Annotated in this window: 12 protein-coding genes and 1 tRNA gene; 9 read left to right on the forward strand and 4 right to left on the reverse strand. The window is 63.0% G+C overall.

Translation table 11 applies throughout. From position 1 onward, the window contains the following. Positions 1–109 precede the first annotated feature (109 nt). The gene (locus ABGT65_RS00965) at positions 110–3067 is read left to right on the forward strand and encodes a putative LPS assembly protein LptD (protein WP_346699354.1); all 2958 of its coding nucleotides are present in this window, start codon (positions 110–112) and stop codon (positions 3065–3067) included. Between the two features lie 116 nt (positions 3068–3183). On the opposite strand, the gene ABGT65_RS00970 is transcribed toward ABGT65_RS00965, so the two are convergent. Both ABGT65_RS00970 and ABGT65_RS00975 read right to left on the reverse strand, forming a co-directional pair. Next, a complete protein-coding gene (locus ABGT65_RS00970; RefSeq protein ID WP_346699355.1) occupies positions 3184–4035 on the reverse strand; it encodes a nitroreductase family protein in 852 nt (283 codons plus the stop codon). Positions 4036–4039: 4 nt separating this feature from the next. Continuing rightward, on the reverse strand, positions 4040–5422 hold the full coding sequence (locus ABGT65_RS00975; protein ID WP_346699356.1) for an MFS transporter: 1383 nt from the start codon (positions 5420–5422) through the stop codon (positions 4040–4042). 138 nt (positions 5423–5560) lie between these two features. On the opposite strand from ABGT65_RS00975, the gene ABGT65_RS00980 reads away from it, so the two are divergent. After that, positions 5561–5631, forward strand: a tRNA-Gln gene (locus ABGT65_RS00980). 335 nt (positions 5632–5966) lie between these two features. Here ABGT65_RS00980 and ABGT65_RS00985 read toward each other — a convergent pair. Both ABGT65_RS00985 and ABGT65_RS00990 read right to left on the reverse strand, forming a co-directional pair. Further along, a complete protein-coding gene (locus tag ABGT65_RS00985) occupies positions 5967–8048 on the reverse strand; it encodes a M3 family metallopeptidase (protein ID WP_346703034.1) in 2082 nt (693 codons plus the stop codon). A gap of 85 nt (positions 8049–8133) precedes the next feature. Continuing rightward, a complete protein-coding gene (locus ABGT65_RS00990; RefSeq protein ID WP_346699357.1) occupies positions 8134–10320 on the reverse strand; it encodes a M3 family metallopeptidase in 2187 nt (728 codons plus the stop codon). 171 nt (positions 10321–10491) lie between these two features. On the opposite strand from ABGT65_RS00990, the gene ABGT65_RS00995 reads away from it, so the two are divergent. The 7 genes from ABGT65_RS00995 to ABGT65_RS01025 all read left to right on the forward strand — a co-directional run bounded on the left by ABGT65_RS00995 (position 10492) and on the right by ABGT65_RS01025 (position 19011). Further along, positions 10492–11220 (forward strand): RsmE family RNA methyltransferase, encoded by a 729-nt coding sequence (locus tag ABGT65_RS00995; RefSeq protein WP_346699358.1) that lies wholly within the window; start codon positions 10492–10494, stop codon positions 11218–11220. A gap of 50 nt (positions 11221–11270) precedes the next feature. Then, positions 11271–13259 (forward strand): proton-conducting transporter membrane subunit, encoded by a 1989-nt coding sequence (locus ABGT65_RS01000; protein WP_346699359.1) that lies wholly within the window; start codon positions 11271–11273, stop codon positions 13257–13259. Between the two features lie 2 nt (positions 13260–13261). Next, positions 13262–14176 carry an NADH-quinone oxidoreductase subunit H gene (locus ABGT65_RS01005; RefSeq protein WP_346699360.1) on the forward strand — a complete coding sequence of 305 codons (915 nt, stop codon included), beginning with the start codon at positions 13262–13264 and terminating at the stop codon, positions 14174–14176. Beyond that, positions 14173–14802: a hypothetical protein gene (locus ABGT65_RS01010; protein ID WP_346699361.1), complete on the forward strand. Its 630-nt coding sequence runs from the start codon at positions 14173–14175 to the stop codon at positions 14800–14802. Before ABGT65_RS01005 ends, ABGT65_RS01010 begins: the two co-directional genes overlap by 4 nt. Before the next feature lie 4 nt (positions 14803–14806). Then, positions 14807–16207 carry a proton-conducting transporter membrane subunit gene (locus tag ABGT65_RS01015; RefSeq protein ID WP_346699362.1) on the forward strand — a complete coding sequence of 467 codons (1401 nt, stop codon included), beginning with the start codon at positions 14807–14809 and terminating at the stop codon, positions 16205–16207. Then, positions 16204–17733, forward strand: coding sequence for an NADH-quinone oxidoreductase subunit C (locus ABGT65_RS01020; protein WP_346699363.1), 1530 nt, complete (start codon positions 16204–16206; stop codon positions 17731–17733). The genes ABGT65_RS01015 and ABGT65_RS01020 overlap by 4 nt, the downstream gene beginning before the upstream one ends. Before the next feature lie 183 nt (positions 17734–17916). After that, complete coding sequence (locus tag ABGT65_RS01025) at positions 17917–19011, forward strand: pectinesterase family protein (protein ID WP_346699364.1); 1095 nt, start codon at positions 17917–17919, stop codon at positions 19009–19011. Positions 19012–19094 lie beyond the last annotated feature (83 nt).

A 19094-nucleotide genomic window follows, 5' to 3' on the forward strand; every position in this document is an offset into this window, starting at 1 on the left:
ATTTTTTACCTATCTTTGTCGAGCCGAAAACGCGGCAGGAGGGCTTCCAAGGCCCGATCCGGGCGTTTTTGCCGACCTGTCGGCAAAGGTACGGAAAATTTTTGGAATTTTGGATAAGGTAAGGGCAAAATATCTCTTGTCGGCGGCCGTGCTCATGCTGTTCGCCCAGGGCGTATTGGGCGGCATGGCACCCCGCACCGCCCCGTTCCGGCTCGGAGAGGATACCCTGTTGCAGGCGCACGCCGTTCCCCGGGACGCGGACTCCGCAGCTCGGGCTTCCACGGCATCTGCCGTTTCGTCCGAGCCGCCCGCATCCTCCGCACTCTCCGCCCCCACATCGCCGTCCGCTTCGGTTTCGCGCCGCGAAGCCCGCCGCGAAGCCCGCCGTGAAGTCCGGGCCGCCCGCGAACAGGCCCGGCGCAACGCCGCCTTCAACGCCCTGAGCCAGCAGGAGAAGGATTCGCTCTTCTCGGCCCAGGTCGATTCGCTCATCGCCCTGAAGAGCGATTCGCTGGAGATGCGGGCCGACTCGCTTGCCACGGATTCGCTCGCCGCCGACACGATGCGGCGCGACACGGTCAAGAAACCCCGGCCGGCCGGGGCATTCCTCGACGACCCGATTTCGGGCAAGAATACCGACTCGCTGGTCTACGACGTACGCAACAAGCTGGTCTACATCTACAACCAGGGCGACGTGACCTACCAGAACAGCAACCTCAAGGCCGACTTCATGCGCATCGACATGAACTCGAAACTGGTCCACGCCTACGGCAAGCCTGACTCGCTCGACGGCAAACCGATCGTCACGAAGCCCGAATTCTCGGACGGTTCGGCCTCCTACCAGATGGACACGATCACCTACAACCTCGATTCGAAAAAGGCCAAGATCAAGGGTGTGGCCACGCAGCAGGGCGACGGCTGGCTCGTGGGCGGGAGCGTGAAGAAGATGCCCGACAACACGATCAACATCCAGCACGGCAAGTACACGACGTGCGACGAGACCGACCACCCGCACTTCTACCTGGCGATGACCAAGGCGAAGGTGATCCCCGGCAAAAAGGTCATCACCGGCCCGGCCTATTTCGTCATGGAGGATGTCCCGATCTACTTTCTCGGCATTCCGGAGGGCTTCTTCCCGATCAGTTCGGGGCCGAAATCGGGACTTCTGATGCCCACCTACGGCGAGGAGTATTCCAAGGGTTTCTTCCTGCGCGACCTGGGCTACTACTTCACGCTGGGCGACTATGCCGATCTGGCCGTGCGCGGAGGCATCTATACGCTGGGGTCGTGGGAGGCTTCGGCCGCCTCGCGCTACATCAAGCGCTACAAGTACAGCGGCAGTTTCAACATGGAGTTTTCGAGCGTGAAGACCGGCGAGAAGGGAGAACCCGACTACATCAAGCAGAACAACTTCCGCGTACAGTGGACCCACTCGCAGGATGCCAAGGCCAACCCGGGCTCGACCTTCTCGGCCTCGGTGAACTTCGCCACGAGCGGTTACAGCCGCTATTCGGCAACGAACCTCAACGACATTCTCGCCACGCAGACCAACTCGTCGATCTCCTACTCGAAAAACTGGGCCGGTACGCCCTTCTCGCTCTCGGCGAACATGGCCGTGTCGCAGAACTCGCAGAACCAGTCGCTGTCGATCACCCTGCCGACGGTGGTCTTCAACGTCTCACGCTTCTATCCCTTCAAGCGCAAGGAGAAGATGGGCAAGGACCGCTGGTATGAGAAGATCTCGATGCAGTACACGGGAAAGATGACCAACTCGGTGACGACCACCGAGTCGGAGATCTTCTCGAAGAAGACGCTCGACAACATGAAGAACGGTATCGAGCACTCGATTCCGGTTTCGGCGTCGTTCAACCTCTTCAACTACATCAACGTGACGCCCTCGGCCAACTACACCGAGAAGTGGTACTTCAAGAAGGTGGAGTACGAGTGGAACCCGGTGACGAACAAGACCGACACGCTGCCGACGAACTACGGATTCTACCGTCTGTACAACTATAACTTCAGCGTCTCGACGTCGACGACCGTCTACGGCATGTACGACTTCACGAAGAAGCGCCGCGACCGCAAGATCCAGGCCATCCGCCACACGCTGACGCCGTCGATCAGCTTCTCCTACGCCCCGGACTTCAGCGATCCGAAATACGGATACTACCTGACGCGCCAGACCGACTCGACGGGCCGTTTCACGACCTATTCGCCCTATGCGGTCAACGCCTACGGCGTCCCGTCGTCGGGGCGTTCGATGTCGATGAGCTTCTCGCTGTCGCAGAACCTCGAAATGAAGGTGCTCTCGAAACGCGACACCTCGGGCGTGAAGAAGATCAAGCTCATTGACGAACTGCGGGCCAGCGGTTCGTACAACTTCCTGGCCGACTCGATGCGCCTGTCGACCATCTCGCTGTCGTTCCGCTCGACGATCTTCAAGAACTTCGGCATCAACCTCTCGGCGACGCTCGACCCCTACCGGGTAACCCCGCAGGGCGTGCGTTACGACAAACTCTTCTTCCCGGGGCGCATCACCTCGACGGGCTGGTCGTTCGGCTACACGTTCAAGTCGCGCGAGGACAAGAGCACCCCGGCGGTGAACGACATCACATCGATCCCTCCGGAGTACCAGAACCCCTACTACGACCCCTACGGGCAGATGGACCCCGTGCTGCGAAGGCAGTACATGGCCCAAAGCTACTACGACTTCTCACTGCCGTGGAACTTCGGATTCAACTACGCGGTGAACTACTCGGTATCCTACGTCAACAACGGCACGACGGGCTACCGCAAGAACGTCACGCAGACCATCGGTTTCAACGGCTCGGTGAACCTCACCCCGAAGACGGGTATCACGTTCCAGGGCGGTTACGACATCAAGGCCAACAAGCTGACCACCTCGTCGGTGTCGATCACCCGCGACCTGCACTGTTGGCAAATGTCCTTCTCGTGGATACCGTTCGGTTACCACCGTTCGTGGAGTTTCAACATCGGCGTGAAGGCGGCCTCGCTGTCGGACCTGAAGTACGACAAGTCGCAGTCGATGTACGACAACATGTATTAAGGAGGGGAGGCCTCTTGAGGGCCCGGTAGAGCCGGGAAAAACGGCGAAAATAAAGATATAAAAAGGAGCGGTTTCCGACCGCTCCTTTTTTGCATACCCCGGGACACGCCGCCGGCTCAGTTCCGCGGGGCCGGATCGCGGTCGATGTAGTTCGGATAGAGGAATTCGGGCATCCCGAAGGCCAGGATCGCACAGACGCGCCGATCCCCGATCCCCAGCATCCGGTTCAATGCCTTGTGACGGTCCTGGCGAATGGCCGTCAGGACAAAACCCATGTAGATCTGGCTCACGCCCAGAGCCTCGGCCAGGAGCGAGGCGTTCTGACAGGCGAGATTGGCATCCTCGGCGCCGAAACGGCTCGCACGGGGCGCATGGATGAAGAGCAGGGCCGTGGCGCCGCGCAGGATGCGGTCGCGGCCTTCGGCATACTCACGGCGCAGCCGCGCGAAGACCGGCAGATAACGGTAGGCTCCGGGCATCAACGGCTTCAGCCAACACCTAACCAGCGGATTCGAGAGCAGACGCTCCAACCGCCGGAAAATCCGCAACGTATATTCGGTCACTTCACGCAGCCGTTCGGGTTCCGTGACGAGCGTATATCCCAACTGCCGGGCATTGCTGGCCGTCGGGGCGCGGTCGGCGGCGGCAATGATGCGGTCCATCCACTCGGGCGGCACGGGTCGGTCGGAAAGCGCACGGTTCGAACGCCGGACGGCCAGCAGCAGCTCCACCTGTTCGGGCGTCGGCAGGTCGCGGCGCGCGAAGGCGTGGACACGCTCCGGCGGGAAGGCTTCGTGCCCGACCGCCCCTGCGGGGCAGGCCGCGACACAATGCCCGCAGCGGATGCAGTTCTCCGGTTTACGGAGCGACACGACGCCCCGGGGCGCCTCCTGCACGAAGATCTGCGACGGACAAACCCTCACGCAACGCCCGCAACGGATGCAGGACTCCCGAACACGAATCTCCATCCGATCAATGGCTGACCTTCCCGATGGCCTCGGGATTGTGCTTGTAACGGAAAATGAAGGCGAAGACCACGGCTACCACCAGGGCATACCCGGCAAAGATAAGCCACGTGGCAGGCCAGCCGCCCTCAACACCCTCCCGGGCGACGAGATAACCGCCCTCCCAGCTGCAGTAATGGGAGACGATCTTCCCGGCAATCCAGGTTCCGACCGAAGCGCCGATGCCGTTGGTCATCAGCATGAACAACCCCTGGGCACTGGCCTGCATGGGTTTCGCGGCCTCCTGCTCGACGAAGAGAGCCCCGGAGACGTTGAAGAAGTCGAACGCCACGCCGTAGACGATGCAGGAGAGGAACAGGAGGATGATCCCCACGGAGCTCTCCGTCGTTCCGATCCCGAAGAACCCGAAGCGCAACACCCAGGCGAACATGGCCATCAGCATCACGATCTTGATGCCGAACCGCTTCAGACAGAACGGGATCAGCAGGATGCACAGCGCCTCGGAGACCTGAGAGACAGAGACCAGCAGGGTCGGATTTTCAGCGAACCAGCTTTCGGACATCGACGCAAAGCTGTTGATATAGGGGGTTGCGTATCCGTTCGTGATCTGGAGCGAGACGCCCAGCAGCATCGAGAAGATGAAGAAGATGGCCATTTTGCGCTGTTTGAAGAGCACGAAGGCATCCAGACCGAGGCGCTGGGCCAGGGATTTGTGCTCCTTGCCGGTCGAACGGACAATCGGGCAGGCCGGAAGGCTGAAGGCATACAATCCAAGCAGGAGTCCCAGGGCGCCGCAGACGATAAGCTGCATGTAGGTGAACTGTGCGGCCATGGGTACGAGCGCAAGGGTTTCGGCCCCTTCGAGGTTCTGCGACTGGATGCCGAGGCCCCCAAGCCCGACGAAATTGACGAACCACATGGCGGCGATGAAGCCGACGGTCCCGAAGACGCGGATCGGCGGGAAGTCCTTGACGGTATCGAAGCCGCGGCTCTTGAGGATCGAGAAGGCCACGGTATTCGCAAGGGCGATCGTCGGCATGTAGAAGGCCACGCTCAGGCAATAGGCCGTAAAGATCGGGGTAATGGATGTCGCCTCGCCGGCGATGGTTTGCATCGTGGCCTCGTAGCCGAACCAGGCGGCCAGCAGCATGAAGAGTCCGGCCGTCAGGTGAGAGATGCCCAACAGGCGTTGGGGTTGGATGAATTTGTCGGCTATGGCCCCGATGATTGCGGGCATGAAAATCGACACGACCCCTTGCGCCACATAAAACCAGGAGATATAATCGCCCAATCCCACACGGCCCAGGAAATTGCCGATACACACCAAATAAGAGCCCCACACGGCGAACTGGAGGAAGTTCATGACGACGAGTCGCAGTTTAATTCCCATAATCCAATGATTTACAAAAAGTTTTAAGTTCCATTCGGTTTATCTCCAAGGAGATTAAAACAAATGTACGAAATTTTTTTCGGAATTTTCTTTGCAATTGCAAAATAAAGTTCTACTTTTGCATCACCAAAACGTCATTGAGCTATGGTGTAATGGTAACACAACAGATTCTGGTCCTGTTATTCTTGGTTCGAATCCAGGTAGCTCAACACCGAAGGCCGCTCCGAATTCCGGGGCGGTTTTTTGTTTGGGAGATGTGGGGGGGGGCGTCAGGCTTCTCTACTGCGTCCCGCCGCCCCACTGCAAAGATCATCGCCGCTCCGGATTCCGGGGCGGTTTTTTGTTGGGAAAGATTCACGGCCGCTTCGGGTTCCGGGGTGTTTTTGGGTTGACAGGACACAGCCAACCGGACTCCGGAACGCTCTTTCGGTTAAGGTCTCTCTGCCCCCTCCCGAAAAATAGTGCCGGAAAAAAGCGGCCCCGCCCGAAGGCTGGAGCCGCTTTCTGCATTCCGGAATCCCGCTCGCCGGGTCCAGAGGAATGGCTATTTCCCGAGCCCCATGCGCTCGATCAGCGCCCGGGTTTCGGGCTTGTGGCCGCGGAAACGCACGTAGAGCTCCATGGGATGCTCCGTGCCGCCCTTTTCGAGGATATTCTCCCGGAACGACGCGGCTACCTCCTGATTGAAAATACCCTTCTCCTTGAAGAGCGAGAAGGCATCGGCATCCAGCACCTCGGCCCACTTGTAGCCGTAATACCCGGCGGCATAACCGCCCGAAAAGATGTGCCCGAACGAGGGGGCCATCGCCGTGCCCGACACGACGGGCAGGACCTGCGTGGAAGCCATCGACTCCACCTCGAAGGCCTCGACATCCCCCTCGAAGGGTTCGGTCAGCGTGTGCCAGGCCATATCCGTGAATCCGAACGACAACTGCCGCACGTTGGCGTAGGCCGCCAGGTAGTTCTGCGCGGCGACGATGCGCTCGACGATCTCCGCGGGAATCTTCTCGCCGGTCTGGTAGTGCACGGCCCACAGGTCGAGGTACTCCTTCTCGGTGGCCCAGTTCTCCATGATCTGCGACGGAAGCTCCACGAAGTCGCGGTAGACGCTCGTGCCGGTCAGCGACTCGTACTTGCCCTCGCCGAGCATTCCGTGCAGCGAGTGGCCGAACTCGTGGAGGAAGGTCTCGAATTCGTCGAAGGTCAGCAGCGAGGGGGTCGTGGCCGTGGGTTTGGTGAAGTTCATCACCAGCGACACCAGCGGGCGGGTCTCCTCGCCATCCACGACCTTCGCGCCGCGGAACTCGGTCATCCAGGCCCCCGAGCGCTTCGAAGCCCGCGGGAAGAAGTCCAGATAGAGCACTGCCATAAAGCGTCCGTCCCGGTCCGTGACGTCGTAGGCCGTCACGTCGGGATGGTAGACATCGACCTGCGTATTGGGCGTGAAGTTCAGCCCGTAGAGCTTGTTGGCCAGCAGGAAAACCCCTTTCTTGACATTTTCGAGTTCGAGGTAGGGCTTCACCAGCTCGTCGTTCAGCGCATACTTCTCATTTTTGTACTTCTCGCTGTAATAGGCCCAGTCCCAGGGCATCAACTCGCCCTGGAAGCCCAGCGAAGCGGCATACTCGCCCACCGTGCGGTAATCGGCATCGGCCCACGACTTCGTGGCCGTGAGGAGTTCGTCGAGGAACTGCTCGACGGTCGCCGTGCTCCCGGCCATGCGCTCCTCCAACACATAGTCGGCATAGCACTTGTGCCCCAGCAGGTTGGCGATCTTCAGCCGCGTGTTGACGATCTTCTTCACGATCTCCGTGTTGTCGAACTCCCCGCCCAGGGCGCGCGAGCTGTTCGCCCGCCACAACTGCTCCTTGAGTTTGCGGTTCGTGGAGTAGGTCATGAAGGGAAGGTAACTCGGGTATTGGAGCGTCACGGTCCACCCCTTCTCCCCGCGGGCGGCGGCCTCGGCGGCCATGCCCTCCTTCACGAATCCCGGCAGTTCGGCCACGACCTTCGGATCGGTGATGCGGAGCGTAAAGGCGTTGGTGGCAGCCAGGGCGTTCTGCCCGAACTGCAGCGTCAGGGCCGAAAGCTCGGAGGTGTACTGCCGGTAGAGCTCCTTGTCGGCCTCGGAGAGCGCCGCGCCGTTGCGGGCGAAGCTCTTATAGGTCTTTTCGAGCAGCATCCGGTCCTCCTGCTTGAGGCGCCCCGGGTGTTCGTAGACAGCCTTCACACGCGCGAAGAGCTCCTCGTTGAGCGAGATGTCGTTGGCCAGTTCGGTCAGTTTGGGCTGCACGCGCAGGGCGATCTCCTGCATCTCGTCCGAGGTGTCGGCCTCCAGCAGGTTGAAGAAGATCCCCTCGATGCGCGACAGAAGGGCGCCGCTGCGTTCGAGGGCGACGATCGTATTGCCGAAGGTCGGCTTTTTGGGATTTGCGACGATCGCCTCGATCTCGGCCCGCGAGCAGGCGATGGCGGCATCGAAGGCCGGTTCGTAGTGTCGGAGTTCGATCTTCGAGAAGGGCGGCGTGGCGTGCGGGGTCTCCCACGCGGCCAGCAGCGGGTTCGAAAGATCCAGTTCGGGCAGTTGGGCCTTGGGAATCGAATTGTCGGCACAGCCTGCCGCCATAGCGGAAATTGCCATGATCAGAATTGCTTTTTTCATATAAGGTGTTGCTTCTTGGTATTTCGGTCTCTCCATTCGGGCGAGGGCGTCACTTCACCGGAACGTCCCGGACAGGCGCTTTTCCGGCGGGGGCAGGCATCGCGGCCAGCGAGTCGGCAGGGGCGGGATCGGTCCAGAGTCCGCGGCTGCGCAGCATGGGGCGCTTGTCGGGATCCTTGCCGCGGAAGTCGCGGTAGAGGGTCATGCCGTCGGCCGAACCGCCCCGGGCCAGCACCTTGCGGCGGAAATCGTCGGCGATGCGCTTGTTGAAGAGGTCGCCGCTCTCGCGGAAGGCCTCGAAAACATCCTTGTCCAGCACCGCGGCCCACGTATAGAAATAGTAGCCGGCCGAATAGCCGCCGTCGAAGATGTGCGAGAAGTAGGGATAGCGGTAACGCGGTTCGATCTGCGGGATGAGGCCGCGCTTGTCGAAGAGCGCCTCGCGTTCGAAGGCCACGGGATCGAACGGCGCGTATTCGGTCATCGAGTGGATGTCCATGTCGGAGAGCGACGCGGCGATGAGTTCCGTGGTCATGAAACCCTGGTTGAAGAGGCGGCTGTTGCGGATCTTGTCGATCAGGTATTGGGGGATCACCTCGTTCGAGCGGTAGTGCACGGCGTACTGCTTCAGCATCTCGGGGTCGAAGGCCCAGTTCTCCATGAGCTGCGAGGGGAGTTCGACGAAATCGCCCTCGACCTCCGTCAGCCCGCGGTAGCGGACGTCGTGGAAGAGGAAGTGCAGGGCGTGTCCGAACTCGTGGAAGAGGGTTTCGGCCTCGTCGAGCGTCAGCAGCGCCGGGGTGTTGGCCGTCGGACGGGTGAAGTTGCAGACGATCGACACCACGGGAGCCACCCGATTCCCCTCCTCGTCGTAGGTCTGCTCGACGTAGTTGCCGCACCAGGCGCCCTGGCTCTTTCCGTCGCGGGGGAAGAAGTCGAAATAGAGGATGCCGAGGTGCGACTCGTCGGCGTCGAGCACCTCGTAGGCCACGGCCTCGGAGTGGTACAGCGGCACGACAACAGGCCGGAACGTGATGCCGTAGAGGCGGTTGGCCAGGAAGAAGATGCCGGTCTGAACGTTCTCCAGCGAGAAATAGGGTCGCAGCATCTCCTCATCGAGGGCATACTTCTGCTTGCGCAGCTTCTCGGCGTAGTACCACCAGTCCCACGAGGCGAACTCCCCGTCGGGGAGATCCTTGCGGAAAAGCGCCTCCATCTCGGCCAGCTCGCCCTTGGCACGGTCGAGCGCCGGGGTCCAGATCTCGTCGAGCAGGCCGTAGACGGCATCGGTCGTGCGGGCCATCTCGTCATCGACAACATAAGCCGCATAGGAGGGGTAGCCCAACAGGTGGGCCTTCTCCGTGCGCAGGCGGACGAAGTCGTTGATCAGCTGCTTGTTGTCATACTCGTCTCCGTTGTTGCAGCGGTTCAAGTAGGCCTTGTAGATCTCTTCGCGCAGTTCGCGTTTCGAGGAGTAGGTCAGGAACGGGATCAGGCTCGGTTTCTGCAGCGTGAAGGCATACTTGTCCCGTTTGCCCAGCTGTGCGGCCTTTTCCCGGGCCTGCTCCCGGACATTGGCCGGAAGGCCCTCCAGCTCCCCCGTGGAGAGCATCAGCACGTAGTTGTTGTTCTCCGAACGGATGTTGTTCCCGAACTTCACGGCCGCCAGCGACAGCTCCTCGTTGATCTGCTTCAGGCGGGCCTTCTGTTCGGCGTCGAGCAGCGCCCCGGCCCGCACGAACTTCCGGTAGGTCTTTTCGAGCAGCCGCGTCTGTTCGTCATCGAGGTCGAGCGTCGCACGACGGTCGTAAACCGCCTTGACACGCTCGAAGAGCTTCCCGTTGAGCAGGATCTTGTCGGCATGGGACGCCAGCAGCGGGGCCACCTCAACCTGGATCTTCTCCAGCGCGGGGGTGTTCTCCGCGGCGCAGAGCATGTCGAAGATCAACGCCACCTGGGCGAGCATCTTCCCGGAGTTGTCGTAGGCAAGGATGACGTTTTCGAAGGTTGCCTCGTCGTTGTTCGACGTGATGGCGTCGATTTCGGCGTCGTGAAGCGACATGCCGCGCTCCAGCGCCGGGAGGAAATGTTCGGGTTCGATCCGGTCGAAGGGCGGCACGCCGTAGGGGGTGTTCCACTCGGCGAAAAAGGGATTTTCACCCACACGCTTCTCGGATTTGCAGCAAACGAGTGTCATGGCCAGAAAAAGCGTCGATAAACCGATGATACGTTTCATGAATCGTGTTATTTTATGTAACTTTGCGGGCCGCAAGCCCGACATCCGGCGGAAGGTCCCGCCACGGGATCCCGGGAGCGTCCGACAGGCGTCCGCGCCCGTTCCGTCCGGCATTCGGCTCAGGCATGACAAAGGTACAATAAAATTCCGTAAATCAAACAAGCGCGTTCCATGCAACTCTTCTATGCTCCGGACCTCGAACCGCCCCTGTACACGCTGGGCGAAGAGGAGTCGAAACACTGCGTCCGCGTGCTGCGGCTCGGGTGCGGCGACACGATCCACCTGACCGACGGCCGGGGGAACCTCTGCCGGGCCGAGATCTCCGATGCCGACCCGCGGCGCTGCACGGTGCGGATCGTCGAGACACACCCCGAATTCGAGAAGATGCCCTACCGCCTGGTCATGGCCGTGGCCCCGACGAAGAACCCCGACCGCTTCGAGTGGTTTCTGGAAAAGGCCACCGAGGTGGGCGTCACGCAGATCGTGCCGCTCGAAACGGCGCACAGCGAACGGCGGAGCTTCAAGCCCCTGCGGGGCGAGAAGGTGATCACCGCGGCGATGAAACAGTCGCTGAAGGCCTACCGTCCGGAGCTGGCCGGATTGACGCCGTTCCGCGAGGCCGTATCGGCACCCTTCGAGGGCCGCAGTCTGATCGCCCATTGCGAGCCGCCGCACACGGCAAACGGCAAGGCACTCCTCGCCGCGACCCTGCGTCCGGGCGAGGCCGTGCGGATCTTCATCGGACCTGAAGGGGACTTCTCGACGGAAGAGATCGGCTTCGCGCTGTCGCACGGCTTCGAGGAGATCACGCTCGGGCCCCAGCGCCTGCGCACCGAAACGGCCGCCGTCGTGGCCACGGTCATGACCGCCACGGCTAATCTGCTGCCCCGCAACGATTGAGAGCCTCGCAACGAATCCCCTGTCGAAACAACATTTACTCCCGGAAAAATATGCTTTTTCTCTACACGCTTCTGTTCCTGGCCCTCATCGCCGCCGCGATCTTCGCGTCGCCGCTGCGTGCCAAGGTCTGGACAGCCTTCACGCTGACGGCCGCCGGAGCCCTGTGGATCACGGTCCGGGCCCTCGGCGTACTCGCCGGAGGCACCCCCGAGGTGCTGTGGTCGGTGGCCGCCTCGCCGCTCGGCGGCGATTCGGGATCGATGGACCCCCTTTCGGCGCTCTTCGCGGTGCTGATCTCGATCGGCGCCGTGGCCTCGGTGCTCTACTCCCGGGGCTACCTGGCCCACACCCTCGCCACGAAATCCCCGGCCCACGTCTCGCTGCACTACACCTCGCTCACCGTCATGTACTACGCCATGCTGGGCGTGGTCTGCTCCGACGGCGGTTTCTCGTTCCTCTTCTTCTGGGAGCTGATGACCGTGGCGTCGTTCCTGCTGATCCTCTACGACGCCCAGCGGCGGGAGGTGAGCCGCGCAGCCCTGGCCTACCTCATCATGATGCACATCGGCTTCGTGCTGCTCGTCGTGGGATTCGTACGCCTCGACGCCGCCTGCGGCTCGGCGACGTTCGACGCCCTGGGCGAATACTTCCGCACGCAGAAGGCTCTGCCGCTCTTCCTGGTCTTCCTCGCCGGATTCGGCATGAAGGCCGGCATGTTCCCGATGCACGTCTGGCTCCCCGAGGCGCATCCCGCCGCCCCGTCGCACGTCTCGGCCCTGATGTCGGGCGTGATGATCAAGACGGGCGTCTACGGCATTCTGCGCACCGTGGCGGCACTGGGCGATCAGCCCGTGCTGCACACCGCCGGGGTGATCCTCCTCGCGCTGGGAATCGTCACCGGGCTGTGGGGCGTGATCCTCGCCGCCACGCAGAACGACGTGAAACGCCTGCTGGCCTACTCCTCGATCGAAAACATCGGCGTAATCCTCCTCGCCACAGGCGTCGCAGCCCTCGGAAAAGCTTCCGGCAACCAGATCGTCGCGCTGTGCGGCATGGCCGGAGCGCTGCTCCACACACTCAACCACTCCTTCTTCAAGTCGCTGCTCTTCTTCGGCGCCGGAAACATCCTCTCGCAGACGCACACCACATCGCTCGACGCCCTGGGCGGACTCTCGAAACACATGCCCCTGACCTCGATCCTCTTCCTCACGGGTACGGCGGCCATCTGCGCCCTGCCGCCGCTGAACGGCTTCATCTCCGAACTGCTCATCTACCTCGGGCTCTTCGACGGGATCGCCTCGGGAAGCGGCATCCTCGCCTCGGCGGCCGGGCTGGCGGCCCTGGCGCTGATCGGAGGTCTGGTCGTGCTGGCCTTCACGAAGCTCTACGGCACGGTCTTCCTCGGCGCACCCCGCTCGCACGAAGTCGCCGAAGCCTCCGAAGTCGACAGTCTCCGCATCGCCGCCATGGCGCTGCCGCTGGCCGGGATCCTCTTCGTGGGGCTCTTCCCCCGGGCGGCCGTCACGGGGGTGACACACGCCACGGGATTCTTCCTCCGCACCCCGCCCGACGCCGCCGACTGGCTGCTCAGCCCGACCCTCACGGCCGCCGGGCGGGTGGCCTGGCTGCTGATCGTCGTGGTCGCCCTTCTGCTGTGGCTCCGCCGCCGCACGCTGCGCGGCCGCCGCGTGGCCGAAGGCCCGACCTGGGGCTGTGGCTTCACGTCGCCGAACGTGCGGATGCAGTACACCGGCGAATCCTTCTCCGAAGGGCTGCAGTCCATCGCCACTTCGCTGATCCAGAACAGCGGTGAAGGCTCCCCCGTGGGCAAGGGCGAGATCTTCCCCGACGCCCACCGCTTCGATATCGGCCACCGAGACCGAATCGGACGCCTCTTCTCGGCGTGGTGGGTCGAACTGCTGCGCCTGATCAACCAGCGCGTGATGCGCCTGCGCACGGGCAAGATCAACCACTACGTGCTCTTCGCCCTGGCCTTCCTCGTCCTGGTATTCCTGCTGTCGATCTGTAACGTCATCTGACCATGGCACTGCTCAATACACTCCTCATTCTGCTGGCAGCCCTCTGCATCCCGGGGGTGATCAACCGCACGCGGGCCCGGCTCGCCGGACGCCAGGGAATCCGCTTCGCCCAGCACCTCTACGACGTGAGGCTGCTGCTGCGCAAGGGCGCCGTCTACTCCACCACAACCACCGCGCTCTTCCGCACGGCCCCGTCGGTCATCCTGGCCTCCTCGCTCGTGGCCATGCTCTTCATCCCGGTGGGCGACCTGCGGCCCGTCATCTCGTTCGACGGCGACTTGGTGGCCTTCGCCTACCTGCTGGCCGTGGGCCGCGGGGCGCTGATCCTCGCGGCGATGGACACCGGCAGTTCGTTCGAGGGAATGGGCGCCAGCCGCGAGGCGCTCTACGGCGCACTGGTCGAACCGGCGCTGATGCTCTCGTTCGGGACCCTGGCGCTGATCTCGGGCCACACCTCCTTCACATCGATCTTCGAGGCCGACGCCACAGGCGATGCGAAACTCATCGTCGTGCTGCTGCTGGCGGCCTACGTGCTGACGAAGATCGTCTTCACGGAGAGCGGCCGCGTACCGGTCGACGACCCCCGCACCCACCTCGAACTGACGATGATCCACGAGGTGATGTGCCTCGACTACTGCGGCGTCGACCTGGCCTGGATCAAGATCTCGACGTGGATCAAAAGCGCCGCGCTGTCGATGCTGGCAGCCGATGCCGTAGCCGCGGCGGTCTGCCCGCGGTGGTGGTTCGCGGCGCCGCTGGCCGTCCTGCTCACAGGGCTCTCGGTCGGGATCGTCGAGTCGACCCAGGCCCGCAACAAACTCGTCCGCAACACCACCTTCATTCTCACCATCACGGCACTGGCCGCCCTGGTCTTCTTCACGGGCTACCTGCTGCAACTTAACATCGGTATCCAATGATTCTGCCGCTGATTCTCCTCTATGTCGTGACGCTCATCTACCTCTCGATCACGGAGCGTTTCCGCAACTTCGCCTCGCTGATCGGCCTGCAGGGGTGGCTGCTGTTCGGTATCGCGCTCGTGCGCCTGCACGCCGCCAACCCCGCCGAACTGGCCTTCGTGGCCCTCGAAACCCTGCTGTTCAAGGGCATTCTGGTTCCGTGGCTGCTCTTCGCCGTGATCCGCCGCACGCGCATCAACCGCGTGAAACGCTCCGGATCCTCGCAGTCGGGATCGCTGCTGCTCTCGCTCGTGGCGCTGGCCGTGAGCGCCTCGCTGACCTACTACATCGCCGATTCGACGGTCGACCTCGTCTTCTTCGGCGTGGCCCTCTACTCGCTGCTGAGCGGCCTGATCCTCATCGTCCTGCGGCGCCGGATCTTCTCCCACATGGTCGGGTTCCTCGTCATCGAAAACGGCGTGTTCCTCTTCTCGACGGCCATCGGCGTGGAGATGCCCCTGTTGATCAACTTCGCCATCCTGCTCGACATCCTCATCTCGGTGCTGATGCTGGGCATCTTCTTCACCAAAATCGACGACAAGCTCCACGCCGACGACGCCGATTCGCTGACCAACGTAAAGGACTGACACCATGATCGCTTACCTCATCGCAAGCATCCTGATCGCTTCGGCGGCCTTCCTGGTCCGCCGCGAGCGGCAGCTTTTCCATATCGGACTGCTCTTCTACGCCGTGCAGGCGGGTTTCGCCGGAGCGATCCTCGTCGGAGGGCTCTACGGCCAGGAATCGACCGGCTGGTTCCGCTTCGACGCCCCGGGCACGCTCTTCTACGTGCTGCTGTGCATCGTCTCGGCCTTCGCCTACTTCCATTCCGAAGCCTACCTGCGCGAGAACGACCTCTCGCAGACCCGGACCTACTCGGCCCTGGTAATGCTGCTGACGGCGGCCATCACGGGGGCCTACTTCGCCTCGAACCTGGCCGTGACGTGGATCTTCCTCGAAGCCACGACGCTCTGCTCGGCGGGGATCATCTACCACCGGCGCACGGCCCAGACCCTCGAAGCGGCCTGGAAATACGTCTTCGTCTGTTCGACGGGCATCGCCATGGCCTACCTGGGGATCCTGCTGCTGGCCGCCGCCACCGAATGCGAATCGCTCGACTACGCGGCCGTCGCCGCAGCCGCCCCGCACGGAAACGCCCTCTACCTGAAGACGGCCTTTCTGCTGATCCTCTGCGGCTACAGCTGCAAGATGGAGCTCTTCCCGCTCCACACCGTGGGCATCGACGCCAATTTCGCGGCCCCGTCACCGGCCTCGGCGCTGATCTCCACGGGACTGGTCAATGCCGGATTCCTGGCCATCTACCGCGTCTACAAGGCACTCGCCGATACGGAGGTCTTCCCCTGGGTGTGCTCCGTGCTGCTGATCGTCGGCGTGCTGTCGCTCGCCATCGGGGCGCTGTTCCTGCGGCGCACGAACAACTACAAGCGGTTCCTCTCCTACTCGACCGTCGAAAACATGGGCATCGCCGCCATCGGTCTCGGCGTGGGCGGTCTCGGCGTCTGGGCCGCGGTCTTCCACGTCGTCTGCCACACCTTCGTCAAAAGCAGCCTCTTCCTGCAGATGGCCGTCGTGCGCCAGGTCTACAACGGCTACCGCATCAACCGCATCGGCGACTACATCCACATCAACCGCGTCGGAGCCATCGGACTGCTCACCGGAATGGTCGTCCTGATGGCCTTCCCGCCCTCGCCGCTCTTCATCTCGGAGCTGCTGATCCTGCGCGAGACAATCGCCGGAAGCCAATGGTGGCTCGTCGCGGGGATGCTGCTGCTGCTCTGCATCGTCATCTACTCGTTCTGCTCGCGCATGATCCGCCTCTGCTACCAGCCCAACCAGGACGAACTCCACCCCTCGAAGGTCGACCGGGCGCTGTCGTGGTCGGCCCTCTCGCTGCTGGTCGCCGCCATGGTGCTGGGGTTCTGGCAGCCGGAATTCCTGCGTGAACTGATCGACCAAATCGCAATGCCATGAACTGCCTCGTAACCGACAATACCGCGGGAGCCATCCGCCTGGAGGAGATTCCCGAAATCGCCTACGCCGACTTCTACGAACTGATGCGCGGATGGCTCGCCGACGAACGCTACCACGTGGCGCACTACTTCGCCCAGCCGTCCGGCGACCGGATGCGCTTCTACTGCCTGGTGCTGGACGACGCCGAGGGGCGTGTGCTCGTCACCTCGCACGCCACGGGCTACTACGACGAAACGGCCCTTCCGTCGCTCACGGCCCGCTATCCGCAGCTGCACCCCTTCGAGCGGGAGATCGCCGAACGCTACGGCGTGCGGTTCGACGGGCAGCCGTGGCCCAAGCCGCTGCGCTTCCCCTTCGACCGCTACGACCGCCGCAGCTCGATCGACAACTACCCCTTCTACACGATGGCCGGAGGATCGCTCCACGAGGTCAACGTGGGCCCGATCCACGCCGGGATCATCGAACCGGGGGCCTTCCGCTTCATCTGCAACGGCGAACAGGTCCTGCACCTCGAAATCGCCTTGGGATACCAACACCGGGGCGTGGAGGCAGCCTTCGCCGCAACGGAAAACAGACTGCGTCAGATGTGCCTGGCCGAGGCCGTAGCCGGAGACAGCGCCGTGGCCCACGCCACGGCCTTCGCCGAAGCGGTCGAGAAGCTCACGGGCCGCGAACGCCCCGCCCAGCTGGACCGTGAACGGGCCGTAGCCCTCGAACTCGAGCGCATGGCCATGCAGATCGCCGATACGGGCGCCCTGTCGATGGATACGGGTTACCAGTTGGGGCAGGTGGCCTGCGAGGCGCTGCGCACGATGACGATCAACACCACGCAGGCGTGGTGCGGCAACCGCTTCGGCAAGGGGCTGATCCGCCCCCACGGCACCAACCACCCGCTGACGGCCGAAAAATCGGCGATGATCCGCAGGAACGTGGCCGAAATCGCCCGGCGTTACGACGAGGTGCGCCGCGACATCGAGTCGTCGCCCTCGTTGCTGGCGCGTTTCGAGCAGTGCGGCGTGGTGCCGCGCGAGGAGATGCGGCGCATCGGCGGTGTGGGCCAGGCGGCGCGCGCCAGCGGCCTGGGGCGCGACATCCGCGCGACACACCCCTGGGGATCGTTCGGTAAATGCCTGCACCACACGCCCGTCATCGAGGAGACGGGCGACGTGATGGCGCGCCTCACGGTCCGCAGCCGCGAGGTGGCCCAGTCGGCCCGCTACATCGACCGCCTGCTGGAGATTTACGAGCACAAATACGGAGATCTCGAAAACCCGTGCGAAGGTCCCGACTACACAACGCGGCTAACTCCCTCGTCGCTCGCATTCGGACTGGTCGAGGGGTGGCGGGGCGAAACCTGCCACGTCGTCGTGACCGATGCGGAGGGGCGCCTCGCGGCGTGCCGCATCAAGGACCCGAGCCTGCACAACTGGCTGGCCCTGGCGCTGGCCGTGCGCGGCGAGGGGATTTCGGATTTCCCGATCTGCAACAAGAGTTTCAACCTCTCCTACTGCGGCCACGACCTCTGATCCGCACCTGCCGACCCCGAAGCCCCGGTTCCGCCGACCGGGGCTTTTTCATGCCCGCCATCCCGATCGGGGGCCACGGGACATAAAACGGCAAAAAATCCCGCTTTTTCGCGGAAAAATCCCCGCCGGACGAGACAGGAAATCCGAACTTTGCCTGCGGAAAACCCAAAACACGAACCAACCATGAAACAACCGTACCTGCTTCCGGCAGCGCTGCTGCTCTTCGCCCTTCCGACCGCCTGCGGATCGGACAAGGGCGATGAAACCCCCGAACCCGCCGACCCGATCCACACGGTCGTCGTGGCCGCCGACGGCTCGGGCGACTACACCACCGTACAGGAGGCCTTCGACGCCCTTCCGGTGGACAACAAACCCCACATCGTGCGCCTGCGCCCGGGCACCTATGAGGAGAAGGTGACCCTGACGTCGCGGCACCCCTACGTGACGCTCATCGGCGACGATGCCGCCACGTGCATCATCACCTGGGACGACTATGCGGGCCGCGACAACGGTGCAGGCGGAACCCTCGGCACCGCGGGAAGCCAGACCTTCCTGGTCGAAGCCAACGACTTCACGGCCAGCAACGTCACCATCGCCAACACCTACGTCAACAGCCAGGCCAACATCGCCGCCGACGGCAAGGATTCGCAGGCCGTCGCTGTCCAGGTCAAGGGGGACCGCGCGGCCTTCTACGGATGCCGCATCACGGGCTATCAGGACACGTTCTACGGCCGCGGCACGGGGCGCGTCTACCTACGCGGCTGCTACGTCGAGGGCAACGTCGACTTCATCTTCGGCTCGTCGACCATCGTGGCCGACCGCTGCACGCTCCGCATGAACCGCAACAACAGCGTCGTGACGGCCCCGTCGACCCCCGCCGACCACCAGTACGGCATCGTCTGCATGGACTGCACGATCACCTTCCCGTCGAGTTCCGAAAAAGATTTCGACGGCGCATCGTTCTCCTACTTCCACCTGGGCCGCCCGTGGAAGGATGCCCCGCGTGCGGTCTTCATCCGTTGCGAGGAGCCTGCGGCGCTGAATCCCGCGGGGTGGACCACGATGTCCTGTGAACCGGGGCTCTTCGCCGAATACCGGTGTACGGGCGAAGGGGCCGCGGCCGACCGGCTCGCACAGCGTGCCAACGGCGGCCGCCAGCTCACCGATGCGGAGGCTGCGGAGTATACCGTAGCGAAGATCTTTGCCAAAGGGAGCGCCACGGAGTACGCCGTCGACTGGTTTCCGGCGGAAACCTTCACCGATCCGGGGCAGAACTGACCATCCGGCGACAGCCTTTTCCGGACCGGAGCCGAAACGACCCTGCAAATCCCCGGAAGTCCCCGCCCCGAAGACTCCACCCT

This window comes from uncultured Alistipes sp. (assembly GCF_963931675.1).
In the GTDB taxonomy this organism is placed as follows: Bacteria; Bacteroidota; Bacteroidia; order Bacteroidales; family Rikenellaceae; genus Alistipes.